The sequence below is a fragment of the Kribbella swartbergensis genome (assembly GCF_054784135.1).
The window spans coordinates 52,237-77,856 of sequence record NZ_BAAGPM010000022.1 but is presented as its reverse complement, the minus strand read 5'-3'; the positions used below and the strand labels follow the sequence as shown (position 1 = coordinate 77,856).

The window sequence follows — 25,620 nt, the reverse complement described above, 5'->3', positions numbered from 1 at the left end:
CCGACCGAGCGTCAGGCGTCGGCGAGTGCTTCCAGCAGGCTTTCGCCGTACTTGGCCAGCTTGTTCTCACCGACGCCGCTGATCTTGCCGAGCTCGGCCAGGGTGCTCGGAAGGTCGGTCGCGATCTGGCGCAGGGTCGCGTCGTGGAAGATGACGTACGCCGGGACGCCTTGCTCCTTCGCGACACCGGCACGCCAAGCGCGCAACTGTTCGAACGTCTGCGCGGCCTCGGGGGAGAGGTCCGCGGTGGCCTTCTTCTTCGCGCTCGACGACTTCGACGAGCGACCGACGCGTTCGGGCTCGCGGCGCATCATCACCTCGCGCCGGCGGCCGAGCACCTCAGCGCTTTCCGGCGTGAGGACGAGGGTGCCGTAGTCGCCTTCGACGGAGAGCAGGCGCTGTGCGAGCAGTTGCCGGATGACGCCACGCCACTCGCTCTCCTTCAGTTCCGTGCCGATGCCGAACACGGTGAGTTGGTCGTGCCGGAACTGCTTGACCTTGTCCGTCTCCCGGCCGAGCAGGATGTCGATCAACTGTCCGGCGCCGAACTTCTGACCCCGCTCGTGCTGCAGCCGATAGACCGTCGACAGCAGCTTCTGCGCGGCGATCGTGCCGTCCCACGACTCCGGCGGCGTCAGACAGGTGTCGCAGTTCCCACACGGGTCGCCGTGCTGACCGAAGTACGCGAGCAACTGGGACCGGCGGCACTGCACTGTCTCGCACAACGCCAGCATCGCGTCCAGATGCGCGCTCAGCCGGCGGCGATGCGCGAGGTCACCCTCGGACGTGTCGATCATCTTCCGCTGCTGAACGACGTCCTGCAGTCCGTACGCGAGCCATGCCGTCGAGGGCAGTCCGTCGCGGCCGGCCCGCCCGGTCTCCTGGTAGTAGCCCTCGACCGACTTCGGCAGGTCCAGATGCGCGACGAACCGCACATCCGGTTTGTCGATGCCCATGCCGAACGCGATCGTCGCGACCACGACCAGGCCGTCCTCGCGCAGGAACCGGGCCTGGTTCGCGGCGCGGGTCCGGTTGTCCAGGCCGGCGTGGTACGGCAACGCCTCGATGCCGTTCTTCGTCAGGAACTCGGCCGTCTTCTCGACACTGTTGCGGGACAGGCAGTAGACGATGCCGGCGTCGCCCGCATGCTCGGTGCGCAGCAGGTCGAGCAACTGCCGCTGCGGATTGTCCTTCGAGACGATCCGGTACTGGATGTTCGGCCGGTCGAAGCTGGCCACGAAATGCTTCGCCTCGGTCAGCTTCAGCCGGGTCGCGATCTCCTGGTGCGTCGCCTCGGTCGCGGTCGCGGTCAGCGCGATCCGCGGGACGTCGGGCCAGCGCTCGTGCAACTCCGACAGCATCAGGTAGTCGGGCCGGAAGTCGTGACCCCACTGGGACACGCAGTGCGCCTCGTCGATCGCGAACAGCGCGATCTTCCCCTGGTCGAGCAACCGCACCGTCGACTCGACCCGGAGCCGCTCGGGCGCCAGATAGAGCAGATCCAGTTCGCCGGCCACGAACGCGCGCTCGACCTCACGCCGCTGCTCGAAGTCCTGGGTGGAGTTCAGGAATCCGGCCCGCACCCCCAGCGCCCGCAGCGCGTCCACCTGGTCCTGCATCAGCGCGATCAGCGGCGAGATCACCACGCCGACGCCCGGCCGCACCAGCGCCGGGATCTGGTAGCACAACGATTTGCCGCCGCCGGTCGGCATCAGCACCAAGGCGTCCCCGCCGGCGACGACGGTGTCGATGATCTCGGCCTGCTGACCGCGGAAGGCGTCGTACCCGAACACCCGGCGCAGCACCTGCAGTGCTTCGCCGGCGGAGTCGTCCAGGGCTGCGGCTGTCTCGGTCACCCGGCGATTCTAGTGAGTCGAGGACCGCCGCACCCGGACTTCACAGGCGGGTTGTGGACAACCGCTACGCGACGATCTCACCGCGATACGTGCCGACACTCCACAGGTTGCCCTCGTGGTCCTTCACGGTGAATCCCCGCGATCCGTAGTCCTCGTCCCGCAGCCCGCGTACGACGACCGCACCGGCGGCGATCGCCCGTGCCAGCAACGGATCCGGGTCGTCGTGGACGAGGTAGACCGACTGCGGATGGTCGGCCAGCCAGGAGAAGTCGTCCGGCTCGCTCTTCCGCCCGGTCGAGCTGACCATCACGCCGCCGCCGGCCGGCCAGGCCAGCTCGGAGTGCGCGATCGATCCTTCCGTGTCACCGGCGTACAGGCAGACCTGCGTGAACCCCAGCCCCTCGGTGAGGAACTTCAGCGCCGCCTGGCCGTCGCGGTAGACCAGCGTCGGCCACACGCCGACTACGACCTTGTTCTCTGTTGTGGTGTTCATGCCTCCGACTCTGCGCCGGCGACGGCCGCCAGGTCTTGAACGTTTGGGAAAAGCTCCTCCGCCATCCACTGCCGGGGTGAGCAGCCGACGATCGTCTTCCACTCCCGGGTCAGGTGCGCCTGGTCGGCGTACCCGAGCTCGGCCGCCAGCTCCGCCAGTTTGACCTTCGGGTCGCGTCTCAGCCGACTGACCGCCTGCTCGAACCGCATCACCCGCGCCGCCACCTTCGGGCCGAGTCCGTACTCCGTCGTGAACCGGTTCGTCAGGTGCCGCCGGCTCCAGCCGACCTCGGCCGCCAGATCCTCGACGCCGACCGCGCCGGCCGTCTCGCGGAGCCGTCGCCACGCCCAGCCGAGCTCGGCCCGCGTCGCGGGGGCGGGCTCGTCCGCCCAATGCTCGAGCAGCAACCCCTCGACGAGGTCGAAGCGCTCCACCCAGGTCCGCGCCTCGCGAAGCCGCTCGCTGACGGTGCGGGCCGAGGTGCCGAGGATGTCGTCCAGCTCGACCACTGTCGAGGCGAGCTCGCCCGGCGGCAGGCCGAGCAGGGCGCGCGCCGCCGATGGTCGGAGGGCGAGCTGGAGGCCGGATCGATTCGGCGACTGGCTGATGTGGACGGCGGTGGAGTGCAGCCCGCCGACCACAGTGCCGTACTTGGCGACGGGGGAGCCCGGCCAGGCGAGGCCGAGCGGCTCGTCGAGGGTGATGACGAGGGTGAGGTACTGCGACGGCAGGCCGCGGTGCAGCGCGGGCGGATCACCGGGATACGCGTAGCCGATGAGCTCGGCGACGTACGGGCGCAGGGCGGGGTGCACTCGCCGCGCGTGGAACTCGAACCCCGTCATGCTCCCAGGCTAGGACGCGCTCCGGACAAAACGGGTACGCCGACGGGTACCGGCGTACGACGGGTGCTCCGCCATGCGGGACCGCCGTACCGCCATCTGGACGAGCGTGGCACCATGTGAATTCCGTCCCCACCCCGCCGCCCCGGTCCGGCAGGGGAGTTGTCCTGACGCAGAGGAGAAAGTCGTCGTGCCTGCTTTGAGGTCCCGTACCGTCACCCACGGCCGCAACATGGCGGGCGCCCGCGCGCTCATGCAGGCCTCCGGGGTAGCCCGGGAGGACTTCGGCAAGCCGATCATCGCGGTGGCGAACAGCTTCACCGAGTTCGTCCCCGGCCACACCCACCTCGCGCCGGTCGGCCGGATCGTGTCCGAGGCGATCAAGCAGGCCGGCGGGATCGCGCGGGAGTTCAACACGATCGCCGTCGACGACGGGATCGCGATGGGGCACGGCGGGATGCTGTACAGCCTGCCGTCGCGGGACCTGATCGCCGACTCGGTCGAGTACATGGTCGAGGCGCACTGTGCCGACGCCCTGGTGTGCATCTCGAACTGCGACAAGATCACCCCGGGCATGCTGATGGCCGCGCTGCGGCTGAACATCCCGACCGTGTTCGTCTCCGGCGGACCGATGGAGGCCGGCCGGGCCACCCTCGTCGACGGGACCGTCCGCAAACTCGACCTGATCGACGCGATGTCCGAGGCCGTCAACGAGAACGTCTCCGACGCCGACATCCTGCGGATCGAGGAGAACGCCTGCCCGACCTGCGGTTCGTGTTCGGGCATGTTCACCGCGAACTCGATGAACTGCCTGACCGAGGCGATCGGGCTGTCGCTGCCGGGCAACGGTTCGGTGCTGGCCACCCACACCGCGCGGCGGGCGCTGTACGAGAAGGCCGGGGAGACCGTCGTACGGCTGGCGCACCGGTACTACGACAACGACGACGCGACCGTGTTGCCGCGGTCGATCGCCTCCAAGGAGGCGTTCGGCAACGCGATGGCGCTGGACATCGCGATGGGCGGGTCGACGAACACGATCCTGCACCTGCTCGCGGCCGCCCAGGAGGCCGAGGTCGGCTTCGACCTGGACGACATCAACGCGGTGTCGCGCCAGGTGCCGTGCCTGGCGAAGGTCGCCCCGAACGTCGCGCCGAGCGGGACCTACTACATGGAGGACGTGCACCGGGCCGGCGGGATCCCGGCGATCCTCGGCGAGTTGCACCGGGCCGGGCTGCTGAACGAGAACGTGTACACCGTGCACAGCGACTCGATCGACGAATGGCTGAAGACCTGGGACCTGCGGGGCGGTTCGCCGTCCCCGGAGGCGGTCGAGCTGTGGCACGCGGCGCCGGGGTGCAAGCGGTCGGCGACGGCGTTCTCGCAGTCGGAGCGCTGGGAGACGCTCGACACGGACGCGGCCAACGGGTGCATCCGGGATCTCGAGCACGCGTACTCGCAGGACGGCGGGCTCGCGGTGCTGAAGGGCAACCTGGCGGTCGACGGCTGCGTGGTGAAGACGGCCGGTGTGGACGAGTCGATCTGGACGTTCCAGGGTCCTGCGGTGGTGTGCGAGTCGCAGGAGGAGGCGGTCGAGAAGATCCTCGCCAAGCAGGTGCAGCCCGGTGACGTCGTGGTGATCCGGTACGAGGGTCCGAAGGGCGGGCCCGGGATGCAGGAGATGCTCTACCCGACGTCGTTCCTCAAGGGGCGGGGCCTGGGCAAGGTGTGCGCTCTGGTCACCGACGGCCGCTTCTCCGGCGGTACGTCGGGTCTGTCGATCGGTCACGCCTCCCCGGAGGCGGCGTCCGGCGGCACGATCGCCCTGGTCGAGGACGGCGACCAGATCCGGATCGACATCCCGAACCGTTCGATCGAGCTGCTGGTGTCGGACGAGGAGCTCGCCGCCCGCCGCGACGCGCTGAACGGTGTCTACGCCCCGAAGAACCGCGACCGCAAGGTCTCCCAGGCGCTGCGGGCGTACGCCGCGATGGCGACCAGCGCCGACAAGGGCGCTGTCCGCGACGTCACCAAACTGGGCTGACGATCACAGCGGTCCTTCCAGGTCGAACGCGAGAACGATCGACTCGAAGAGCTGGGCCTCCTGGTCGGGGTGGAGGTAGCCGATCAGGCGGCCCAGTTGCGCCTTGGGGATCGTCTGGATGTTGTCGCACGAGACCGCGCTGTCGTGGTCCAGGCCGTTGCGGCGACCGACCGGGACCTCGGTGGACAGGCCGCGGATGGTGCTGGTGATCGGGGCGACCGTCACGTTGGTGAGGCGCGGGCGGACCAGTTCGCGGGTGAGCACGACCACCGGCCTCGGCTTGTCCAGCCGGGCGATGTGGATCGGCCGCATCAGTCGAGGTCGCTGAGCACGGTCCCGGACGCGGCGGTGGCCAGCCCGTCCAGGTCGTCCGGCACGTCACTGCCGCCGGACTCGGTGAGGATCGCGAGATCACGCGCGGCCAGCTCCCGCCGCCGCTCACGCTCCATCGCCCGGGCCACCACGGTCGCCCGGCTCGAAGCCTTGTCGGCCGCCACCAGCTGGTCCATGAACTCCACCAGCTCGTCCGGCAACCGCACAGTGATCTGCTTGCTCATACCAGGAGCATACCGCCTTGGGATTCACTTCGGTATGGCTCAGTTGGGCGACATCGTGGACCAGCTGATGTCGGTGGCCGGCAGTGAGGGGAGCGCGGAGATGACAGAGAGCTCGGTGTCGAGGAGGCCGACGAGCTGCGCGAGGCGGGAGGTGGTGTCGGGGGCCTCGAGAAGTTTCTGACGATCAGGGGTGAGCAGGGTCATCGCGGCGGACATCAGGTACGACAGGGTGCTCGGGTCGTCGGGGAGGTCGGCGATGTGCAGGCCGGGTCGGCTGATCTCGGTGACGGCGTCGGCGTACCGGCGGAACCGGTCCAGAGCGATGGTCGCCGTACCCAAGGGATCGTCGCCGAGGCTCTCGACCAGCCACTCGACGTCCGCGACCAGGTAGTCGCCGCTGCCGTCCAGCTCGGCGACCTTGAACCGGCGGTTGCCGGTCAGCGTGATCTCGACCGGACCGTCGTCGTCGACGTCCAGCGTGATCTCCGAGATCGTCGCCGCGCAGCCCGTGCCGTACAGCGAGCGGAACACCCGCTCACCGAGCTCGTAACCGTCCCGTACGGCGAGGGTGCCGCAGACGAGCTCGCCACCGTTCTCGACCAGGTCGCGGACGACCGACCGGCCCTGGACGTCGGTGATCGGGATCGGAAGCACCAGCCCGGGAAAGATCACCGTGTCGACAGTGAGCAAGGGCAGGCGGGAGTCCATATCGACGAGCCTAGGCCATGTCCGAGCCCCATCACGCCAGGTAACTGCCAGCTTGTGGATACGGCCGACGGCGCACGGGCGGTCACCACTAGACTGAGGGCATGATTCGCCGCGTCGACCTGCGGGGCCGAGTGGCGGCCGGAGAGGTGCCCGACCTCCAAGCCGAAGTGAACGCCCTCGTCCCCCGAGCCGTGTTCGACGTCGAGAAGGCTCTCGACGTCGTCCGACCGATCTGCCTGGACGTCCGCCATCGCGGGCTCGAGGCGATCAGGGAGTACGGCGAGAAGTTCGACCATGTGCGCGTCGAGGACGTCCGGGTCCCGGCCGACGCCTTGAAGACCGCGCTCGAGGAGCTCGACCCCGAGGTGCGCAGCGCGTTCGAGGAGTCGATCCGGCGGGTCCGTGAGGTCAGCGAGGACGAGCTGACGGGCGACATCCAGTCCGAGCCCGCCCCCGGCGGCCGGGTCACCCAACGCTTCGTCCCGGTGCAGCGCGTCGGGCTGTACGTTCCGGGCGGTCGTGCGCCACTCGCTTCGAGTGTGGTGATGAACGTCGTACCGGCGCAGGTCGCAGGTGTGCCCTCGCTGGCTGTGGCATCGCCGCCACAGAAGGACTTCGGTGGCCTGCCGCACCCGACCGTGCTCGCTGTGTGCGCGCTGCTCGGGATCGAGGAGGTCTACGCGATGGGCGGCGCGCAGGCGATCGCCGGGTTCGCTTACGGCTTCGACGGCTGCAAGAAGGTCAACCTGATCACGGGTCCGGGCAACATCTACGTGGTCGCGGCCAAGCGGCTCATGCTCGGTGAGGTCGGCATCGACTCCGAGGCCGGCCCGACCGAGATCGCGATCCTGGCCGACGACACCGCCGACCCGACGCACGTCGCCGCCGACCTGATCAGTCAGGCCGAGCACGACCCGATGGCCGCGAGCGTGCTGGTGACACCGTCGGAGACACTTGCCGCCGCTGTCGAGGCGGCGCTGCCGCAGCAGGTGGCGCGCACCAAGCACCAGGACCGAGTCACTGAAGCGCTCGGCGGGCAGCAGTCGGCCGTGGTCCTCGTGGACGACTTGGAGCAGGGCACCGCGGTCGTGGACGCGTACGCCGCCGAGCACCTGGAGATCCAGACCACGGACGCCGAGCAGCGGGCCGCGCTGATCAACAACGCCGGCGCGATCTTCATCGGCGGCTGGTCGCCGGTGTCGCTCGGCGACTACTGCGCGGGGTCCAACCACGTGCTGCCGACCGCCGGTTGCGCCTGTCACTCGTCCGGCCTGTCGGTCCGCAGCTTCCTCAAGGCCGTCCACGTCGTGAACTACTCCCGCGATGCCCTCCAGGAGGTCGCCGGCCACGTGGTCGCGCTGGCCCACGCCGAGGACCTGCCTGCACACGGCGCCGCGGTCTCCGTGCGATTCCCCGGGGAGAGCTGATGGGGCGCATCGACGGGCTGCCGATCCGCGAGGAGCTGAAGAGCTTCGAGCCGTACGGCGCCCCGCAACTCGACGTCCCCGTCCTGCTCAACGTCAACGAGAACCCGTACCCGCCGAGCGAGGAGACCGTCGCGGACATCACCGCGGCGGTCACCGCGGCGGCCCGCGGGTTGAACCGCTATCCCGACCGGGAGTTCCTCGACCTGCGTGCGGACCTCGCGGCGTACCTGGGCCGTGAGTCCGGCGCGCACCTCACCGCCGAGCAGGTGTGGGCCGCCAACGGCTCCAACGAGGTGATGCTGCACATCCTGCAGGCCTTCGGCGGTCCGGGACGTACGGCGCTGTCCTTCGCCCCGACGTACTCGATGTACCCGGAGTACGCGCGGGACACGAACACGGCCTGGGTGACCGGCCGCCGGGCCGAGGACTTCACCCTCGACCGGAGCAAGGCGCTGGCCGCGATCTCCCGGCACCGCCCGTCGGTCGTGCTGCTCGCGTCGCCGAACAACCCGACCGGGACCGCGCTGCCGATCGAGGTGATCGAGGCGCTCGCCGCCCGGACCGCCGCGATCGGGGCCGTTCTGGTGGTGGACGAGGCGTACGCCGAGTTCCGCCGGGCCGGGACCCCGAGTGCTGTCACGTTGTTGCCGTCGTACCCGAATCTGGCGGTGGCGCGGACGATGTCGAAGGCGTTCGCGATGGCCGGCGGGCGGCTCGGGTACCTTGCCGCCAGCAAACAACTGGTCGACGCGCTGCGGATCGTGCGGCTGCCGTACCACCTGTCCGCGGTGACGCAGGCGGTCGCCCGGGCGGCGCTGCGGCACTCCGACGAGTTGCTCGGCCGGGTCGAGCAGTTGCGGGTCGAGCGGGACGAGACGGTCGTCTGGCTGCGATCGCTCGGCCTGCGCGCGGTCGACTCGGACGCGAACTTCGTCCTGTTCGGCACGTTCGCCGACAGGCACGCGGTCTGGCAGTCGCTGCTCGACGACGGTGTCCTGATCCGCGAGACCGGCCCGGACGGCTGGCTGCGGGTCTCCATCGGCACCGGCGCCGAGATGGCCGCATTCCGCGCTTCTCTGGAGCGCGTCCTGAAGACAGACGTGGGAAGGCAGACATGAGTCGGACCGCACGGATCGACCGGGAGACCAGCGAGTCGAAGGTCCTGGTCGAGCTGAACATCGACGGTGAGGGCCGCGCCGACATCTCCACCGGTGTCGGGTTCTACGACCACATGCTCAACGCGCTGGCCAAGCACGCGCTGCTCGACCTGCACGTGAACACGGTCGGCGACCTGGAGATCGACGCCCACCACACCGTCGAGGACACCGCGATCGGGATCGGCCTCGCGCTCAAGGAGGCGCTCGGCGACAAGCGCGGCATCCGCCGGTTCGGCGACGCCACCGTGCCGCTGGACGAGGCGCTCGTGCACTGCACGGTCGACCTGTCCGGACGCCCGTACTGCGTCCACACCGGTGAGCCGGACGGGCAGGTGTACGCGATCATCGGCGGCGACTACGCCGGCTCGCTGACCCAGCACGTGTTCGAGACGCTGGCCTTCAACGCCGCGATCTGCATCCACATCCGGGTGCTGTCCGGCCGCGATCCGCACCACATCGTCGAGGCACAGTTCAAGGCGTTCGCCCGGGCGCTGCGGGCCGCCGCCGAGTTGGACCCGCGGCAGCCGGGCATCCCGTCCACCAAGGGCGCGTTGTGAGCAAGAAGGTCGTCCTGCTCGACTACGGGTCGGGCAACATCCGGTCGGGGGAGCGGGCGCTGCAGCGCGTCGGCGCGGACGTCACCGTGACCTCGGACTTCGACGAGGCGCTGAACGCCGACGGCCTGCTGGTCCCCGGCGTGGGTGCCTTCGAGGCGTGCATGACAGGTCTCAAGTCGGTGCGCGGCGACGTGATCGTCGACCGCCGGCTGACCGGCGGGCGGCCGGTTCTCGGCATCTGTGTCGGCATGCAGATCCTGTTCGCCCGCGGGATCGAGCACGGTGTGGAGACCGAAGGCTGCGAGCAGTGGCCGGGCACGGTCGAGCGGCTGCGGCCGCACGGCGACGAGCCGGTTCCGCACATGGGCTGGAACACCGTCGACGTCCCGGACGGCAGCAGGCTGTTCGAGGGCATCGAGAAGGAGCGGTTCTACTTCGTCCACTCGTACGGCGTCCGGGAGTGGGAGATCCAGGACGCCCGCGACTCGGTCGCGCCGCTGGTGACCTGGACGACATACGGCGGCGATCGCTTCGTCGCCGCGGTCGAGAACGGCCCGCTCTCCGCGACCCAGTTCCACCCGGAGAAGTCCGGTGACGCCGGCGCCGCCCTGCTCTCCAACTGGGTCCGCTCACTCTGACCGGCCGGGCCTGCCGGCCGGAGTACTTGATACCAGTGGTGTAGCTGGTTTTAACTCCTGACTGTCGGTCACGGTTGGGCGCCGGTGTCCGATTTCCGGGCTGCCACCCCTTCAAAGACGCCAGTCGCGGTGTCACACTCACTCGCCAGAGCGGTGGTTGGGAACCCCCAAGCACTGAGGAGGCCGGGTGCTGGCGGCGAAGAACCTCGAGGTCGTCTACGACGACGTGATGCTGGTACTGCGGGGTGTCGGTCTCGAGGTCCCGCGGGGGCGGATCGTCGCCCTGCTCGGCGCGAACGGGGCCGGCAAGTCCACCTTGCTGCGGGCGATCTCCGGCCTGCTCGACGTCCACGACGGTGAGGTGCGCCGGGGGTCGATCACCCTCGACGGCGAGCCGATCCACAGCTACGGCGCCAGCCGGATCGCTGCCCTGGGCATCAAACAGGTGATGGAGGGCCGGCGCATCCTGGCCGACCTCACGGTCGAGGAGAACCTCCGGATCGGCGGCCACGTCACCCCGCGCTCGATCCGGACCAACCTGGACCGGACGTATCAACTGTTCCCGGTGCTGGCCGAACGGCGGCGTACCCTCGCCGGCTACCTGTCCGGAGGCGAGCAGCAGATGCTGGCGATCGGCCGGGCGCTGATGTCCGACCCGAAGTACCTGCTGCTGGACGAACCGAGTCTCGGTCTGGCTCCGATGATCGTCCGGCGGATCCGGGACGTGATCGTCGAGATCAACCGGCAGGGGACGACGGTCCTGCTGGTCGAGCAGAACGCGGCGATGGCGTTGTCGATCGCCGAGCACGGGTACGTGCTGGAGAACGGCGCGATGGTGATGGACAAGCCCGCGGCCGACCTGCTGGCGGACGGCGACGTCCGCGAGTTCTACCTCGGCCTCGGCGCCGAAGGCTCGGCGCGGTCATTCCGCGACGTCAAGCACTACCGCCGCCGAAAGCGTTGGCTCTCATGACCTCGACCGAGGCCCGTCGGGTGGAGCGCACGCGGGCGGGGGTTCCGGTGTTGGCGTTCGAGGATGTTGTGCTCGGGTTCGAAGGGGTCACGGCCCTCAACGGGGTGAGCTTCACCGTCGACCCGGGTGAGCTGTTCGCGGTGATCGGGCCGAACGGCGCCGGGAAGACGTCGATCTTCAACGTGCTGTCCGGCGTCTACCGCCCGCAACGCGGCACGGTCCGGTTCGGGGACGTGGACCTGATCGGCCGCAAGCCGCACGCCATCGCCCGGCTGGGCATCGCCCGGACGTTCCAGAACATCGAGCTGTTCTCCAACCTGACCGTGCTGGACAACCTGATGCTCGGCCGCCACCACCATCACCCGTACGGCGTCCTCGCCGCCTTTTCGTGGATCGGCAAGGCCCGCCGCAACGAACTCGCCAACCGACGGGCCGTCGAGGAGATCGTCGACTTCCTCGAGCTCGCCCAGTGGCGGCGTCTCCCCGTCGGCCTGCTGCCGTACGGCGTCCAGAAGCGGGTCGAACTCGGCCGGGCGCTCGCGTCCGAACCGAAGCTGTTGCTGCTGGACGAGCCGGTCGCCGGGATGAACCTGGAGGAGACCGAGGACATGGCCCGGTTCATCCTCGACATCCGCGACGAGCTCGGCCTGCCGATGGTGATGGTGGAGCACGACATGGGCCTGGTGATGGACCTGGCCGACCGGATCATGGTGATCGACTTCGGCCGGCCGATCCGCACCGGTACGCCGCAGGAGGTCGCGACCGACCCGAACGTGATCCGCTCCTACCTCGGTGAGGAGCATGCATGAGGACCATCGCGACCCGGGTCCGCGACCGGGCGAGGACCACGCCGCACGCGATCGCCTTGCGGGAAAAGGATCTGGGTATCTGGCAGCAGGTCAGCTGGGACCAGTACTGGGACACCGCGCAGCTGGTCGGTCACGCGTTGCTTGCCCTCGGCATCGAGCCGGGCGACCGGGTGGCGATCCACTCGGAGAACCGCCGCGAGTGGCTCTACACCGACGTCGGCACCGTGGCCGTCCGCGCCGCCACCGTCGGCCTGTACCCGACCAACCCGGTCGCCGAGGTCGGCTACCTGCTCCGTCACTCCGGTGCGAAGGTGCTGATCGCCGAGGACCAGGAGCAGGTCGACAAGGCGCTGGCGATCGACGACCTGCCCGATCTGAAACACATCGTGTACGTCGAGCCACGCGGCATCCGGCACCGGTACGACGACCCGCGGCTGATGGCCTGGCCCGAGTTCCTTGCCCTCGGCACCGAGCACCGCGAGGCTGATCCGCAGGCCGTGACCCGGCGGATGGACGACGCACGACCGGACGACGTGGTCACGCTGATCTACACCTCGGGCACCACCGGCCCGCCGAAGGGCGTGATGCTGACGGCATCGAACGTCGACTTCGCCATCCAGGAACTCGTCGAACGCGGCGGTTTCACCGCACCGCCGCCGTCGCCGCGCGACAGCGTGCTGTCCTACCTGCCGCTGTGCCACGTGGCCGAGCGGATCTTCAGTTGCTGGTTCGGCGCCGGGGCCGGCGTCTGCGTGCACTTCGCCGAGTCGATCGAGACCGTTGCGACGAACCTGCACGAGGTCCAGCCGAGCATCCTGTTCGGGGTGCCGCGGATCTGGGAGAAGATCGCCGCCGGAGTGCAGATCCGGATCGAGTCCGCGGACCCGGTCAAGCGGCTGATCGGTGGCTACTGGCTGCGCCGGGCCGACTGGATCGGCGGCGTACTCGCAGCCAACGAGGGACGTCATACCCCTGTGTCCAAAGCGGTCTACGCGATCGGCTGGCTGTTCTGCTACCGCGCGTTGAAGGACCGGGTCGGGCTGCGCGAGGTCCGGTACGCCGCGTCCGGCGCAGCGCCGATCGCACCCGAGGTCCTGCGGTTCTTCATGGGCCTCGGCCTGCCGATGCACGAGGTGTACGGCATGACCGAGAACACCGCCGTGGCCACCGCCAACCGGCCCGGCCGGGTCAAGGTCGGCACGGTCGGCGAGCCACACGAAGGCGTCGAGGTGAAGATCGACGAGACCACCGGCGAGATCCTCACCCGGCACCCGGGCACGTTCGCCGGGTACTGGAACGACCCGGAGGCGACCGCGAAGGTGATCGACCCGGACGGCTGGCTGCACACCGGCGACGTGGGGGAGTGGGTCGACGGCACGCACCTGCGCATCACCGACCGGATGAAGGACATCATCATCACCGCGGGCGGCAAGAACGTCGCCCCGTCCGAACTCGAGAACGCGCTCAAGGCCTCGCCGTACATCAAGGAAGCGGTGGTGATCGGCGACCGGCGCAACTTCCTCACCGCCCTGATCGGCATCGAGCCGGACACCGTCGGCCACTGGGCCCAGGTCCACCGGCTGCCCTACACGACGTACGGCGACCTGTCCGCGAAGCCGGAGGTGATCGCGCTGGTTCAGGGCGTCGTGGACGAGGTGAACGAACGGTTCGCCACCGTGGAGCAGGTGCGGTCGTTCCGGCTGCTGCCGAAGCTGCTGGATCACGAGGACGGCGAACTGACCGCCACCCAGAAGGTCAAGCGCAAGGCCGTCGAGACTGCGTTCGCCGACCTGGTCGAGTCCATGTACGCCGGGGGTGTGCGATGAGCGAGTTCGTCGCCACCGTCGTCCGCGGGCTCGGCAACGGGTCGATCTACGCCCTGCTGGCGCTGGGTTTCGTGATCGTCTACAAGTCCATGCGGGTGATCAGTTTCGCCCAGCCGGCGTTCATGATGGCCGGCGCGCTGCTGGTCGGTTACCTGGTGCTGTCGATGAACTTCTTCCTCGCCGTGCTGGTCGCGCTGCTGCTGACCGCGCTGCTCGGCGCCGGCGTGGAGCGGCTGGCGCTGCGGCCGATGATCGGCAAGCCGGTGTTCGTGATCGCGATCATCACCCTCGGCGTCGACATCGTGATCCGCACGGTGGTGAACGCGTTCATCGGCCTGGACATCCGGCAGATGGGCGACCCGTGGGGACTGCGGCAGGTCGACGTACTGGGCGCCAAGATCGACCAGCGGCACCTGGCCACGCTGGTGACGACGCTGATCGTGGTGGCCGCGTTGTTCGCGTTCTACCGCTGGTCCCGGACCGGTCTGGCGATGCGGGCGGCGTCGTCGGACCAGGAGGTCGCACTCGCGCAGGGGGTCTCGGTCGGCCGGGTGTTCTCGTTGTCCTGGGCGCTCGCGGCGGCTCTCGCCGGGCTGGCCGGGGTGTTCCTGTCGACCGGTATCGGGCTCGAGCAGAACCTTTGGCTGACCGCGCTCAAGGCGCTGCCGGTGATCATCCTCGGCGGCCTGGATTCCCTCGGCGGGGCGGTGATCGCCGGGCTGGCGATCGGCGTGGTCGAGGCGCTGGTCGGCAGCTACGGCGGCGACCTGCACGCGGTCTTCGGCGGCGACTTCTTCCTCGTCGTGCCGTACCTGCTGATGCTGCTCGTCCTTCTGCTCAGACCGTACGGCCTCTTCGGTACCAGAGAGGTTGAGCGGATATGAGCCGACCACTGCTCTACCTGTCCTACAAGCAGGACATGGCGTTGCTCAACACACCTGCCAAGCGGTTCTGGACGTTGGTGCTTGGTGTGGTCGCGGTGTCGTTGCCGTTCCTGCTCACCGACGACCTGCTCGTCGTACTGGCCACGGCCTGTGTCGCGTCGATCGGGGCGATCGGCCTGAACATCGTGACCGGGTACGCCGGTCAGGTGTCGCTCGGCCATGCGTTCTTCCTGGCCATCGGCGCCTACACCGCGGCCGCGTTGTCGGGCGATCCGGACAGCACCCGGCTGATCGGGTTCGGGATCACCTCGTTGCCGATCTGGTTGCTTGCGGCCGGCATGACCGCGGGTCTGGCCGGGTTGATCGTCGCTCCGCTGGCGGCCCGGTTGCGGGGGCTGTACCTGGCCGTGGTCACGCTCGGGCTGGTGTTCATCGGGGAGCACGTGTTCAAGCACTGGCGGGAGTTGACCGGGGGAGTCGGGGTCGGGCGGCCGGCCGCCGTACCGGAGTTGTTCGGGTTCCAGTTCGCCGTCGACGGGGAGGTGTTCACCAAGGCGCAGAAGCTGTACCTGCTGATGCTGGTGCTGCTGGTGATCTTCGGCGTCCTGGCGCGCAACCTGGTCCGGTCCAGGATCGGGCGGGCGCTGGCCGCCGTACGGGACCGGGACCTGGCCGCCGAGGTGATCGGCGTCGACGTGACCCGGTACAAGCTGATCGCGTTCGCGGTGTCGTCGTTCTACGCCGGTGTCGCGGGCGCCCTGCTGTACGTGACGATCGGCTTCGTCGAACCGGGGTCGTTCAACCTCGGGATGTCGGTGCAGTACATCGCGATGGTGCTGATCGGCGGGGTCGCGACCATCTCCGGATCGGTGCTCGGCGCGCTGTTCATCACCCTGCTGCCGCGGGTCACCCGCGAACTCCCGGCCGTGCTGCCGTTCGTCAGCGGCAGTTCGGCGGCCGGGGGCATCACGGTCTTCCAGGTCGAGACGATCCTCTACGGCCTGTTGATCATCGGCTTCCTCATCTTCGAACCGCGGGGACTGTTCGGGATCTGGATCAGAGTCCGCACCTATTGGAAGGCGTGGCCGTTCTCGCACTAAGGAGTATCGATGAGCGTTCGCAAGGGAAGCGCCGTCGCGCTGGTGACGGCGATGGTCCTGATCGCGGGGTGCCGCAACGACGCCCCCGAAGCTCAGCAGGGCAGCTCGGGCGTCAAGTTCGACGTCGGGGTCACCTCCGAGCCGTGCCCGGCGGCCGTCGACAAGGCGAAGGGCTGCATCTACCTCGGTTCGATCTCGGACCTGACCGAGGGTCCGTTCAAGGCCCTCGGCGTACCGATCACCGAGAGCCAGAAGGCGTTCTGGCAGCGGGTCAACGCCGACGGCGGGATCGGGGCCTTCGAGGTCGACGTGACCAAGTACGTCAAGGACAACAAGTACAACCCGCAGATCCACAACGAGGTGTACGCCGAGATCAAGCCGAACGTGCTCGGACTGGCCCAGACCCTCGGCTCGCCGACCACCGCGGCCATCCTGGGTGACCTGAAGTCCAGCGGCGTGGTCGGTGTGCCGGCGTCCTGGACGTCGGCGTGGGCGTTCGAGGACGTGATCCTGGAGTCGGGCACGAACTACTGCTTCGAGTCGATGAACTCGGTCGACTTCGCGGTCGAGACCCTGCGGCCGAAGACCGTCGCCGCGGTGCACTTCCCCGGTGACTACGGCGACGACGCGGCGGCCGGGACGCGGATCGCGGCCGAGGCCAACGGGCTGACGTTCACCGACATCCCGACCGCGCCGGGGCAGGAGAACCAGGGTGCGGCGATCCAGAAACTCGTCGCGGCCAAGCCGGACCTGGTCATCCTGACCACCGGCCCGACCGAGGCGGCGACGATCGTCGGCGGCGCCGCGCAGAACGGGTTCAAGGGCCAGTTCATCGGCACCAGCCCGACCTGGAACCCGGCCCTGCTGAAGAGCCCGGCCGCGCCCGCGCTGACCGCGCTCTACCGGCAGTCCGGGCCCTGGGCGCCGTACGGCACCGACACTCCGGGCCACAAGGCGCTGACCGAGTCGGTCGACCAGGCGACGTTCCGGGCCGCGCCGAACGACGGGTACACGGCCGGCTGGGTCTGGTCGTACCCGCTGAAGGCCGCGCTGGAGAAGGCGGTCGAGTCCAAGGACCTCACCCGGGCCGGGCTGCTGGCGGCGGTGAAGTCGCTGGAGACCGTGGACTACGAAGGAATGCTGCCGGCCGAGGCGGGCCGGTTCAGCGGCGAGCCGAACGAGCGGGTGTTCCGGGCCAGCATCATCTCCAAGGTGGACGCCTCGGCACCGACCGGCGTGACGGTCGAGCGGGACTTCTTCACCGGCAAGACGGCGAAGGCGCACGAGTTCACGAAGCCCTGTTACCAGTAAGTCAGCTGGAATTCGTACCGTCCGGCACCCGCGATCCGGCGTTTTCCGCGGGTGCCGCGGCGCGCGGTTCGTCTTGTCGTTGTCTGCCGTTCACCGTACGTTCATCGATGACCGGCAGATCTTTTCCGCCCACGAGGAGGCACACACCGTGTCCGTCGAATCAAATCCCCTGTCCCGCCGTCAGTTCGTCGGCCGCGCCGCCGCGGCCGGAGTCGCGGTCAGCCTGGCCGGCTCGGTGGAGGCCCTGTACACCGCTCAGCCCGCGCTCGGCACCTCCGGACCGAAGATCGGCTACGGGCCGCTGATCGAGGACCCGAACGGCATGCTCGACCTGCCTCGCGGGTTCAAGTACAAGATCCTGTCCCGCGAGGGCACCGTCCGTCCCGACGGCCTGAAGGTCCCGAGCCGGTTCGACGGCATGGGCACCTTCCCGGACCGTGACGGCGGCTCGCGTCTGGTCCGCAACCACGAGTGCAGCCCGACCGCCACGATCAAGGTGGTCGCCCCACCGGAGCGCACCTACGACCCGGCCGCCGCGGGCGGCACCAGCACGGTGGTGGTGGACCGGCACAACGACACCACCAAGGAGTTCGTCAGCCTGGGCGGCACGGCGATCAACTGCTCCGGCGGCATCACGCCCTGGCGGACCTGGCTGACCTGTGAGGAGACCGAGGACAAGAAGGGCACCCGCGGCTACACCAAGGACCACGGCTTCATCTTCGAGGTCGACCCGTACGACGACCGCCGCAACGTGGACCCGACGCCGCTGACCGCGATGGGCCGGTTCCAGCACGAGGCGGTCGCGATCGACCCGGCGACCGGGATCGTGTACGAGACCGAGGACGCGTTCGTCGCGCCGCTCGGCGGCTTCTACCGGTTCCTGCCGAACCGTCCGCGCGGCGGATGGGGTTCGCTGCGGGCGGGCGGGGAACTGCAGGCGATGTACATTCCGGGCCTGCCGGACCTGTCCGTCGTCCAGGAGGCCGGCGCGGAGTTCGGCGGAGTGCAGTGGCTGAAGGTGCCGGACCCGCTGGCGACGACCGAGTCGGTGCGCTCGCAGGACTACGGCAAGACGATCACCGGCGGCTACAAGCTCGAGGGCTGCTGGTGGGGGACCCTGGACCGCTGCGTGTACTTCGTCTCGTCGTTCGCCCGGACCGAACTCGGCCCGAAGGTCGACCACGACGGCCAGGTCTGGCGGTTCGACCCGCGGAAGAAGACGCTGCGCCTCGAGGTCATCTTCACCCGGCCGAAGCCCGGGTCGGACGACCCCGAGTTCGACGCCCCGGACAACATCACGATGTCGCCGTACGGCGGTCTGATGATGTGCGAGGACGGCCTCGGCGAGCAGCACATCCTCGGCACCACCGAGGACGGCGAGGTGTTCAAGTTCGCCCGCAACCGGGTGAACAACGGGACCCCGGAGGACCCGGAGTTCGGCGAGCTGGCCGGCGCCGGCTTCTCCGCCGACGGCCGGACGATGTTCTTCAACGTCTACACGCCGGGCATCACCTACGCGATCACCGGCCCCTGGCGCCGCAGGAGGTAACTCGTGGCGGGCGGGTCGAGCTCGCCGCTCGACCCGCCGTGCTCAGAGGGCGGCGACGTACACCCAGGCGCCGTTCTCGCGGACGAAGCGGCTGAGCTCCTGCTGGTGTTCCGCCCGGCCGCCGACTTCGTAGTGCGCCCTGAACTCGACCGTGCCTTCGGTGTGGAACGGACTTCCGTCGGTGGTGCTGAGGATCTCGAGACCGGTCCAGCGGATGTCGTCGTCCAGCCGAAGGTGGGCTGGACGGGTCGCGGAGGCCCAGGTGCGGAGCAGGTACGACACGTCGCCGACGACGAAAGCCGAGTAGCGCGAGCGCATGAGTTGCTCGGCGGTGGCCGCCGAAGCACGACCGTCGTGGAGGCGGCCACAGCAGTCGGCATACGACAGGTCGAGCCCGCACGGGCACGAGTGAGCGCGTTGGGACATGGACAGATTGTGGCTGGGCCGGGTGGCGGTGGTCCGCCCGGCCCGGTAGGTCGACGGCGATCAGGCGATCACGGTCAGGCGTCGCCCGGGAAGGGGACCGGCGCGCCGCCCCAGGCGAGCTGGGCGCTCGCGGCGGCGAGCAGATTCTGGATCGCCAACGCACGGACGGCGGGTTGCTCGGCCGCCTCGACCAGGTCGCCGTACACGGCTGCCAGCCGCCGTTCGATCAGCAGGACGAGTGCCGAGGCGGTGGCCGCGTTCGTCACCACCTGCGGGAGGTCGTACGCCGGTTCGGCGGCGACCGGCGTCTCGCCGGCCGCCACCACCAGCTGGGTCAGCCGGTCGCGGTTGCGGCGGTGCTGCTCGAACGTGTCGGTCGCGGCCCGGAAGCGGGCGCCGCTGAGCTTGCCGCCGGCAACACCCACGCCGTAGACGGCCGCGTGTTCACCGGCGAGCGCCGCCTGGAGCGCCTCCATCTCGGTCACCGGGAGTCCGCCTTCTTCTTCGGCGTGAGCGAAATGGCCAGCTGGGTCTCAGCGGCCGCGATCATCGCCAGCAGGCGAGCGTGTTCCCCGGACAGCTTGGCCGCCGCGGCGGCGTGTGCCACGGCTGCGGCCTGCTCGCGCTTGGCCAGGTCGGCCAGTGCGGCTGCCGACGTACTGGGGAGCGCCGGGAGCTTGCCGGCCGCCGGCGGCTGCACCCCCGCGGTCTCCTTGAGCCGGGCCAGGTGGTTGGCGTGGTACTTGGCTCCGGACGCAAGCCGGGCGCGCAGCGCGGGAAATTTCTGACCGACACTGGTGTATCGGAGCGACAATTGAGTCACCTGGGCGGCCGCCGTAGCGAGTGCCGCGACGACCACCGGGTCGGTGCTGGGCGTCTCCTCGGCGGGCCGGCCCGATTCGGAGTTCTTCGCGGCGCCCGGCGTACCGGAACCGCTCGGGTCGTCGTCGCAGCCGGCCAGGACGACCGCCCCCGGGATCAGGGCGGCGGTCGTGAGGGCGGCGCGACGCGACAGGCGGAGTGGTTCGTTCGGCACGGCGGAACGATACCTGGGAAGGCAGGTGACGAGCGGACGGCCGGTCCCGGAAACGCCCCGGTGACCAGCCTGGGACGAGCCGGTGACGTGGACAACGTCGCAGGCCGGATATGGTGGGCTACTGCCCTCGGTCGGATCGCCGGGCGGTGGAACGGGTGCACAACTGGAGAGAGAGGCAGGTCAACCTGTGAGCCGAAGGACTGACCACACGGACACCACGAGCCTCGAGAACTTCCTGCGGCCGATCGTCGAGCAGTTCGGCTGCGACCTGGAGGCCGCCGACATCGCGCCGGCGGGCCGACGGCGGTTGCTGCGCGTCCTGGTCGACCGCGACGGCGGAGTCAGTCTCGACGACGTCGCCGAGGTCACCCGGGCCATCTCCAAGGCGCTCGACGCCGACGACATCATGGGCGACGGCGCCTACACGCTGGAGGTCTCCAGCCCCGGCGTCGACCGGCCACTCACCCTGCCCCGGCACTGGCGCCGCAACGCCGGCCGGCTGGTCGCCGTCACGCTGACCGACGGCGGCAAGGTGACCGGCCGGATCAAGTCCGCCTCCGAGGAGGCGGCCGAACTGGACGTGGACGGCAAGCGACAGACCGTCGCGTACGCCGACGTGGCCAAGGCCAAGGTCCAGATCGAGTTCAACCGGGCTGCCGGCAACGACGAACCAGAATCACCTGCCGACGGCACGGTGGAGGAGAACTGACATGGACATCGACATGGCCGTGCTGCGGTCGCTGGAGCGGGAGAAGGACATCTCGCTGGACGTGGTGGTCGAGGCGATCGAGCAGGCACTGCTGGTCGCCTACCACCGGACCGAGGGCGCCCAGCCGCACGCCCGGGCCGAGTTGGACCGCAAGACCGGGCACGTCACCGTGTACGCCCGCGAGTTCAACGAGGACGGCACGCTGGCGCGCGAGTACGACGACACCCCGCACGACTTCGGCCGGATCGCGGCCACCACGGCCAAGCAGATCATCCTGCAGCGGCTGCGCGACGCCGAGGACGAGGTCCGGTACGGCGAGTTCTCCGGCAAGGAGGGCGACATCGTCTCCGGGGTCATCCAGCAGGGCCGCGACCCGCGCTCGGTGATGGTCGACCTGGGCAAGATCGAGGCGGTGCTGCCGGCGCCGGAACAGGTGCCGGGGGAGAAGTACGAGCACGGCGCCCGGCTGCGGGTCTACGTGGTCGGCGTCCGCAAGGGCTTCAAGGGCCCGCAGATCACGGTCAGCCGGACCCACCCGAACCTGGTGAAGAAGCTGTTCGCGCTCGAGGTCCCGGAGATCGCCGACGGCACGGTCGAGATCACCGCGATCGCCCGGGAGGCCGGTCACCGGACCAAGATCGCCGTCCGCACGCTGAACCCCTCGGTGAACGGCAAGGGCGCGTGCATCGGCCCGATGGGCCAGCGGGTCCGCAACATCATGCACGAGCTGCACGGCGAGAAGATCGACATCATCGACCACAGCGACGACCCGGCGACGTTCGTCGGGAATGCGCTGTCGCCGGCGCAGGTTACGTCGGTCGAGGTCGTGGACGCAGCGGCCCGCGCCGCGCGGGTCGTCGTACCCGACTACCAGCTCTCGCTCGCGATCGGCAAGGAGGGGCAGAACGCCCGCCTGGCCGCCCGGCTCACCGGGTGGCGGATCGACATCCGGCCGGATACTGATGTGACTCGTGGGGACGAGAAGGTAGACTGATCTCTCGGTCGGTCGACTGAGTCGCAACCACTCCCGAAGGATCACGTGACAGTGACGGTGACTGTGATGGATCCTGGGCGCCCTGGCAAGGCACGGGAGCGCACCTGTATCGGGTGCCGGAAGCGGTCCGGTCCGGCTGACCTGCTGCGGATGACGGTTTCCGGAGGCGTTGTCCTCCCGGATCCCGATCGTCGGGCACCCGGCCGTGGGGCGCATCTGCACCCGGTGGCCGAGTGTCTCGATCTCGCCGAGCGACGCAAGGCGTTCCCGCGGGCCTTCCGGGTCCCGGGTCCGCTCGAGCTGAAGCTGGTGCGGGAACATGTTGCGCAGTGCGGTACCGGCAGTGCAGTTGAAGTAACCAAGGCGGCCACCCGGCCGCCCGCGGCGGTCTAGCGGGACCGTCGTGACGACATGAAGGCGGGTCATCGACTCATGACCACTCGATGAGTGTCTACCGATGAGTGCAATGCGATGAGCACGTACGTCAACTAACGGTCCGCGCCCAGGCTCGGACCAGAGGGAGAGTAGTGGCAAAGGTCCGGGTCTACGAGCTCGCGAAGGAGCTCGGAGTTACCAGCAAGGTCGTTCTGACCAGACTGAACGACATGGGCGAGTTCGTCCGATCGGCATCCTCGACGATCGAGGCGCCGGTAGTCCGTAGGTTGGCGGAAGAGTTCGAGAAGAACCCGCCGAAGAAGCGGGCGGCCAAGAAGGCCGCCGCCAGCACGTCCGCCGCGCCGCAGGCGACCGCACCGGTCGCGCCTGCCGAGCCGGCGAAGAAGTCCGCGCCCGCGGCTCCGGCCGAGCGCACCGCGCCGGCCGCTCCGGCTGCGCCGGCTGCCAAGACGGAGCCGGCCGAGCAGGCGGAGGCTCCGGCCCAGGCCGCGCCGTCCCCGGTGAAGCCGGGTCCGCGACCGGGCCCGAAGCCCGGTCCCCAGCCGGGTCCGCGGACGGAGAAGCCCTCGGCTCCGGCGGAGGCGCCCGCGGCTACCACCGCGCCGTCCTTCGAGGCCCCGGCGGCGAAGGCCGCGCCGGAGGCTGTGCCTGCCGACCGGCCTGTTGACCGGCCCGCTGACCGCAGGCCGTCCGAGCCGGCTCAGCAGCGTCCCGCCGCGGAGTCCCCGGGCAAGCCGGCGCCCCGTCCGGGTGCACCGGCCGGACCGCGTCCGGGTACGCCGGGAGCGGGTCCGCGACCCGGTGGTCCGGGGACGACCCAGCGGCCGGGTAGTGGGCCGCGTCCGGGTGCCCCCCGTCCCGGCGCTCCGCGTCCGGGTGGTCAAGGTGGCGCACCCCGTCCGGGTGCCCCGCGACCGGGCAACAACCCGTTCAGTTCGACCCAGGGCATGCGGCGTGGTGACGCTCGTCCGGGTCCCGGCGGTCAGGGCGGAGCCGGCCAGGGTGCGAGCCCGGCCGGGATGCCGCCGCGGCCGCCGCAGGCCCGCAGTGGTGGCGGCAGCGACCGTCCGCGTCCGTCGGGTGTGCCCGGTGCGCCGCGGCCCAACCCGGCGATGATGCCGAAGTCCTCGGCCGGTACCTTCACCGGCCGCCCGTCCGGTCCCGGCGGTGCCGGTGGCGGCCGCGGGCGCCCCAGTGGCGGCCCGGGTGGTGGACCGGGTGCCGGTCCGCGCAGTGGCGGCGGTGGCGGCGGCGGTGGCTTCCGTCCGGGTGGCGGCGGCCCCAGCGGCCCGCCCGGTGGCGGCGGTCGCCCGGGTCCGGGCAACCGCGGCCGGGGTGGCACCCAGGGCGCCTTCGGGCGTCCGGGCGGTCCGGCCCGTCGCGGCCGCAAGTCGAAGCGGGCGAAGCGCCAGGAGTTCGACAACATGCAGGCGCCGGCGGTCGGCGGCGTCCGCGTCAAGCACGGTGACGGCGAGGTCGTGAAGCTCGCCCGCGGCGCGTCGCTGACGGACTTCGCCGAGAAGGTCGGCGTCGACCCGGCGTCGCTGGTGCAGGTGCTGTTCCACCTCGGCGAGATGGTCACCGCGACCCAGTCGGTCAACGAGGAGACGTTGCAGCTGCTCGGCACCGAGCTGAACTACGACGTCCAGATCGTGTCGCCGGAGGACGAGGACCGCGAGCTGCTCCAGTCGTTCGACATCGACTTCGGGTCGGACGAGGGCGACGACAGCGACCTGGTCCAGCGGCCGCCGGTGGTGACCGTGATGGGTCACGTCGACCACGGTAAGACGAAGCTGCTGGACGCGATCCGGATGGCGAACGTGGTCGCCAAGGAGGCCGGTGGCATCACCCAGCACATCGGTGCGTACCAGGTGACCACCGAGGTCGACGGCGAGCAGCGGGCCATCACCTTCGTCGACACCCCGGGTCACGAGGCGTTCACCGCCATGCGTGCCCGTGGTGCGCAGGCCACCGACATCGTCATCCTGGTGGTCGCGGCCGACGACGGCGTGATGCCGCAGACGATCGAGGCGCTGAACCACGCCCGTGCGGCGGGTGTCCCGATCGTGGTCGCGGTCAACAAGATCGACGTACCGAGTGCCGACCCGGCCAAGGTGCGCGGTCAGCTGACCGAGTACGGCCTGGTGCCGGAGGAGTACGGCGGCGACACCATGTTCGTCGACGTGTCGGCGAAGTCCCGGATCAACATCGAGGGGCTGCTCGAGGGCGTCGTCCTGACGGCGGACGCGGCGCTGGACCTGCGGGCCAACCCGAACATGCCGGCCCAGGGCATCGCGATCGAGGCCAACCTGGACAAGGGCCGCGGCCCGGTGGCGACGGTGCTGGTGCAGCGCGGCACGCTGCGGGTCGGCGACTCGATGGTGGCCGGTCCGGCGTACGGCCGGGTCCGGGCCATGCTCGACGAGCACGGCAACAACGTCGAGGAGGCGACCCCGTCGCGTCCGGTCCTGGTGCTCGGTCTGACCGCCGTACCGGGTGCGGGCGACAAGTTCCTGGTGGTCGAGGACGACCGGATGGCGCGGCAGATCGCGGAGAAGCGGGAAGCCCGCGCTCGCGCGGCGGCCAACGCCAAGCGGCGCGCGCGCCGGACCCTCGAGGACTTCATGGCCTCGATGGAGAAGGGCGAGACGCAGGAACTGCTGCTCATCCTCAAGGGCGACGTGTCCGGTTCGGTCGAGGCGCTGGAGGACGCGCTGGTCCGGATCGAGGTCGGCGACGAGGTGAACCTGCGGGTCATCGACCGCGGTGTCGGTGCGATCAACGAGAACGACGTCAACCTGGCCATCGCGTCGAACGCCGTCATCATCGGCTTCAACGTGCGGCCGGCGGGCAAGGCCGGTGACCTGGCCGAGCGCGAGGGCGTGGATGTCCGGTACTACTCGGTCATCTACTCGGCGATCGACGACATCGAGGCCGCCCTGAAGGGCATGCTCAAGCCGATCTACGAGGAGGTCACCCTGGGCCAGGCGGAGATCCGGGAGATCTTCCGCTCCTCGAAGGTGGGCAACATCGCCGGTTGCTGGGTGACCAGTGGAGTCATCCGCCGCAACGCCAAGGTCCGGTTGATCCGGGACGGCGCCGTGGTGGTCGACAACACCGACCTGTCGTCGCTGAAGAGGTTCAAGGACGACGCGTCCGAGGTCCGCGAGGGCTTCGAGTGCGGTCTGACCATCAGCGGCTACAACGACATCAAGATCGGTGACGTGGTCGAGGCGTTCGAACTGCGCGAGAAGCCGCGCAGCTGACCGTAGCCGGTGCCCCGGTCCCCGGGGCACCGGAGTAACGTCCGGAGAGGCGACGCGTCTCTCCGGAC

At 69.7% G+C, this 25,620-nt stretch carries 25 protein-coding genes; 16 read left to right on the top strand and 9 right to left on the bottom strand.

The features are described 5' to 3' along the window. Positions 1-11 precede the first annotated feature (11 nt). The 3 genes from recQ to ACYVOK_RS19000 form a co-directional block, all read right to left on the bottom strand. The gene (gene recQ, locus ACYVOK_RS19010) at positions 12-1,856 is read right to left on the bottom strand and encodes a DNA helicase RecQ (protein ID WP_460663798.1); all 1,845 of its coding nucleotides are present in this window, start codon (positions 1,854-1,856) and stop codon (positions 12-14) included. Between the two features lie 64 nt (positions 1,857-1,920). Next, entirely contained in the window at positions 1,921-2,349 is a 429-nt protein-coding gene (locus ACYVOK_RS19005; protein ID WP_460663797.1) for a VOC family protein, read from the bottom strand. Continuing rightward, positions 2,346-3,191 (bottom strand): helix-turn-helix domain-containing protein, encoded by an 846-nt coding sequence (locus ACYVOK_RS19000; protein ID WP_460663796.1) that lies wholly within the window; start codon positions 3,189-3,191, stop codon positions 2,346-2,348. Before ACYVOK_RS19000 ends, ACYVOK_RS19005 begins: the two co-directional genes overlap by 4 nt. A 187-nt stretch (positions 3,192-3,378) precedes the next feature. On the opposite strand from ACYVOK_RS19000, the gene ilvD reads away from it, so the two are divergent. Continuing rightward, positions 3,379-5,229 carry a dihydroxy-acid dehydratase gene (ilvD, locus tag ACYVOK_RS18995; protein WP_460663795.1) on the top strand — a complete coding sequence of 617 codons (1,851 nt, stop codon included), beginning with the start codon at positions 3,379-3,381 and terminating at the stop codon, positions 5,227-5,229. A gap of 3 nt (positions 5,230-5,232) precedes the next feature. Here the strand turns inward: ilvD and ACYVOK_RS18990 are convergent, their stop codons facing one another. From ACYVOK_RS18990 to ACYVOK_RS18980, 3 genes are read right to left on the bottom strand one after another with little or no spacing between them, the layout of a single operon-like run. Next, positions 5,233-5,541: a type II toxin-antitoxin system PemK/MazF family toxin gene (locus tag ACYVOK_RS18990; protein ID WP_460663794.1), complete on the bottom strand. Its 309-nt coding sequence runs from the start codon at positions 5,539-5,541 to the stop codon at positions 5,233-5,235. Beyond that, positions 5,541-5,786 (bottom strand): ribbon-helix-helix domain-containing protein, encoded by a 246-nt coding sequence (locus tag ACYVOK_RS18985; RefSeq protein ID WP_460663793.1) that lies wholly within the window; start codon positions 5,784-5,786, stop codon positions 5,541-5,543. The genes ACYVOK_RS18990 and ACYVOK_RS18985 overlap by 1 nt, the downstream gene beginning before the upstream one ends. Positions 5,787-5,825: 39 nt before the next feature. Beyond that, positions 5,826-6,494: an LON peptidase substrate-binding domain-containing protein gene (locus tag ACYVOK_RS18980; RefSeq protein ID WP_460663792.1), complete on the bottom strand. Its 669-nt coding sequence runs from the start codon at positions 6,492-6,494 to the stop codon at positions 5,826-5,828. A 101-nt stretch (positions 6,495-6,595) separates the two neighbouring features. Here ACYVOK_RS18980 and hisD point away from each other — a divergent pair, with 101 nt between their 5' ends. From hisD to ACYVOK_RS18925, 11 genes are all read left to right on the top strand, one after another. Beyond that, complete coding sequence (hisD, locus tag ACYVOK_RS18975; protein WP_460663791.1) at positions 6,596-7,921, top strand: histidinol dehydrogenase; 1,326 nt, start codon at positions 6,596-6,598, stop codon at positions 7,919-7,921. Continuing rightward, on the top strand, positions 7,921-9,039 hold the full coding sequence (locus ACYVOK_RS18970) for a histidinol-phosphate transaminase (RefSeq protein WP_460663790.1): 1,119 nt from the start codon (positions 7,921-7,923) through the stop codon (positions 9,037-9,039). Before hisD ends, ACYVOK_RS18970 begins: the two co-directional genes overlap by 1 nt. Beyond that, a complete protein-coding gene (hisB, locus tag ACYVOK_RS18965; RefSeq protein WP_460663789.1) occupies positions 9,036-9,635 on the top strand; it encodes an imidazoleglycerol-phosphate dehydratase HisB in 600 nt (199 codons plus the stop codon). The genes ACYVOK_RS18970 and hisB overlap by 4 nt, the downstream gene beginning before the upstream one ends. Further along, the gene (gene hisH, locus ACYVOK_RS18960) at positions 9,632-10,273 is read left to right on the top strand and encodes an imidazole glycerol phosphate synthase subunit HisH (protein WP_460663788.1); all 642 of its coding nucleotides are present in this window, start codon (positions 9,632-9,634) and stop codon (positions 10,271-10,273) included. Before hisB ends, hisH begins: the two co-directional genes overlap by 4 nt. Positions 10,274-10,460: 187 nt before the next feature. Further along, on the top strand, positions 10,461-11,246 hold the full coding sequence (locus ACYVOK_RS18955) for an ABC transporter ATP-binding protein (protein WP_460663787.1): 786 nt from the start codon (positions 10,461-10,463) through the stop codon (positions 11,244-11,246). Further along, positions 11,243-12,055 (top strand): ABC transporter ATP-binding protein, encoded by an 813-nt coding sequence (locus tag ACYVOK_RS18950; protein ID WP_460663786.1) that lies wholly within the window; start codon positions 11,243-11,245, stop codon positions 12,053-12,055. Before ACYVOK_RS18955 ends, ACYVOK_RS18950 begins: the two co-directional genes overlap by 4 nt. Next, positions 12,052-13,881 (top strand): AMP-dependent synthetase/ligase, encoded by a 1,830-nt coding sequence (locus ACYVOK_RS18945; RefSeq protein WP_460663785.1) that lies wholly within the window; start codon positions 12,052-12,054, stop codon positions 13,879-13,881. Before ACYVOK_RS18950 ends, ACYVOK_RS18945 begins: the two co-directional genes overlap by 4 nt. Next, on the top strand, positions 13,878-14,765 hold the full coding sequence (locus tag ACYVOK_RS18940) for a branched-chain amino acid ABC transporter permease (RefSeq protein WP_460663784.1): 888 nt from the start codon (positions 13,878-13,880) through the stop codon (positions 14,763-14,765). The genes ACYVOK_RS18945 and ACYVOK_RS18940 overlap by 4 nt, the downstream gene beginning before the upstream one ends. Further along, positions 14,762-15,865, top strand: a complete 1,104-nt coding sequence (locus ACYVOK_RS18935; RefSeq protein WP_460663783.1) for a branched-chain amino acid ABC transporter permease — start codon at positions 14,762-14,764, stop codon at positions 15,863-15,865. The genes ACYVOK_RS18940 and ACYVOK_RS18935 overlap by 4 nt, the downstream gene beginning before the upstream one ends. 9 nt (positions 15,866-15,874) lie before the next feature. Beyond that, positions 15,875-17,176: an ABC transporter substrate-binding protein gene (locus ACYVOK_RS18930; protein WP_460663782.1), complete on the top strand. Its 1,302-nt coding sequence runs from the start codon at positions 15,875-15,877 to the stop codon at positions 17,174-17,176. A gap of 148 nt (positions 17,177-17,324) precedes the next feature. After that, entirely contained in the window at positions 17,325-18,725 is a 1,401-nt protein-coding gene (locus ACYVOK_RS18925; RefSeq protein ID WP_460663781.1) for an alkaline phosphatase PhoX, read from the top strand. A gap of 42 nt (positions 18,726-18,767) precedes the next feature. On the opposite strand, the gene ACYVOK_RS18920 is transcribed toward ACYVOK_RS18925, so the two are convergent. The 3 genes from ACYVOK_RS18920 to ACYVOK_RS18910 form a co-directional block, all read right to left on the bottom strand. Next, a complete protein-coding gene (locus ACYVOK_RS18920) occupies positions 18,768-19,151 on the bottom strand; it encodes a YchJ family protein (protein WP_460663780.1) in 384 nt (127 codons plus the stop codon). A gap of 74 nt (positions 19,152-19,225) precedes the next feature. Then, complete coding sequence (locus tag ACYVOK_RS18915) at positions 19,226-19,627, bottom strand: ferritin-like domain-containing protein (RefSeq protein WP_460664508.1); 402 nt, start codon at positions 19,625-19,627, stop codon at positions 19,226-19,228. A 5-nt stretch (positions 19,628-19,632) separates the two neighbouring features. Next, positions 19,633-20,187 carry a cell division protein FtsK gene (locus ACYVOK_RS18910; RefSeq protein WP_460663779.1) on the bottom strand — a complete coding sequence of 185 codons (555 nt, stop codon included), beginning with the start codon at positions 20,185-20,187 and terminating at the stop codon, positions 19,633-19,635. 187 nt (positions 20,188-20,374) lie between these two features. Here ACYVOK_RS18910 and rimP point away from each other — a divergent pair, with 187 nt between their 5' ends. From rimP to infB, 4 genes are all read left to right on the top strand, one after another. Beyond that, positions 20,375-20,896: a ribosome maturation factor RimP gene (gene rimP / locus ACYVOK_RS18905; protein ID WP_460663778.1), complete on the top strand. Its 522-nt coding sequence runs from the start codon at positions 20,375-20,377 to the stop codon at positions 20,894-20,896. Position 20,897: 1 nt separating this feature from the next. Beyond that, a complete protein-coding gene (gene nusA / locus ACYVOK_RS18900; protein ID WP_460663777.1) occupies positions 20,898-21,890 on the top strand; it encodes a transcription termination factor NusA in 993 nt (330 codons plus the stop codon). Between the two features lie 66 nt (positions 21,891-21,956). Next, the gene (locus tag ACYVOK_RS18895) at positions 21,957-22,283 is read left to right on the top strand and encodes a YlxR family protein (RefSeq protein ID WP_460663776.1); all 327 of its coding nucleotides are present in this window, start codon (positions 21,957-21,959) and stop codon (positions 22,281-22,283) included. Between the two features lie 134 nt (positions 22,284-22,417). After that, positions 22,418-25,552 carry a translation initiation factor IF-2 gene (gene infB, locus ACYVOK_RS18890; RefSeq protein WP_460663775.1) on the top strand — a complete coding sequence of 1,045 codons (3,135 nt, stop codon included), beginning with the start codon at positions 22,418-22,420 and terminating at the stop codon, positions 25,550-25,552. Positions 25,553-25,620 lie beyond the last annotated feature (68 nt).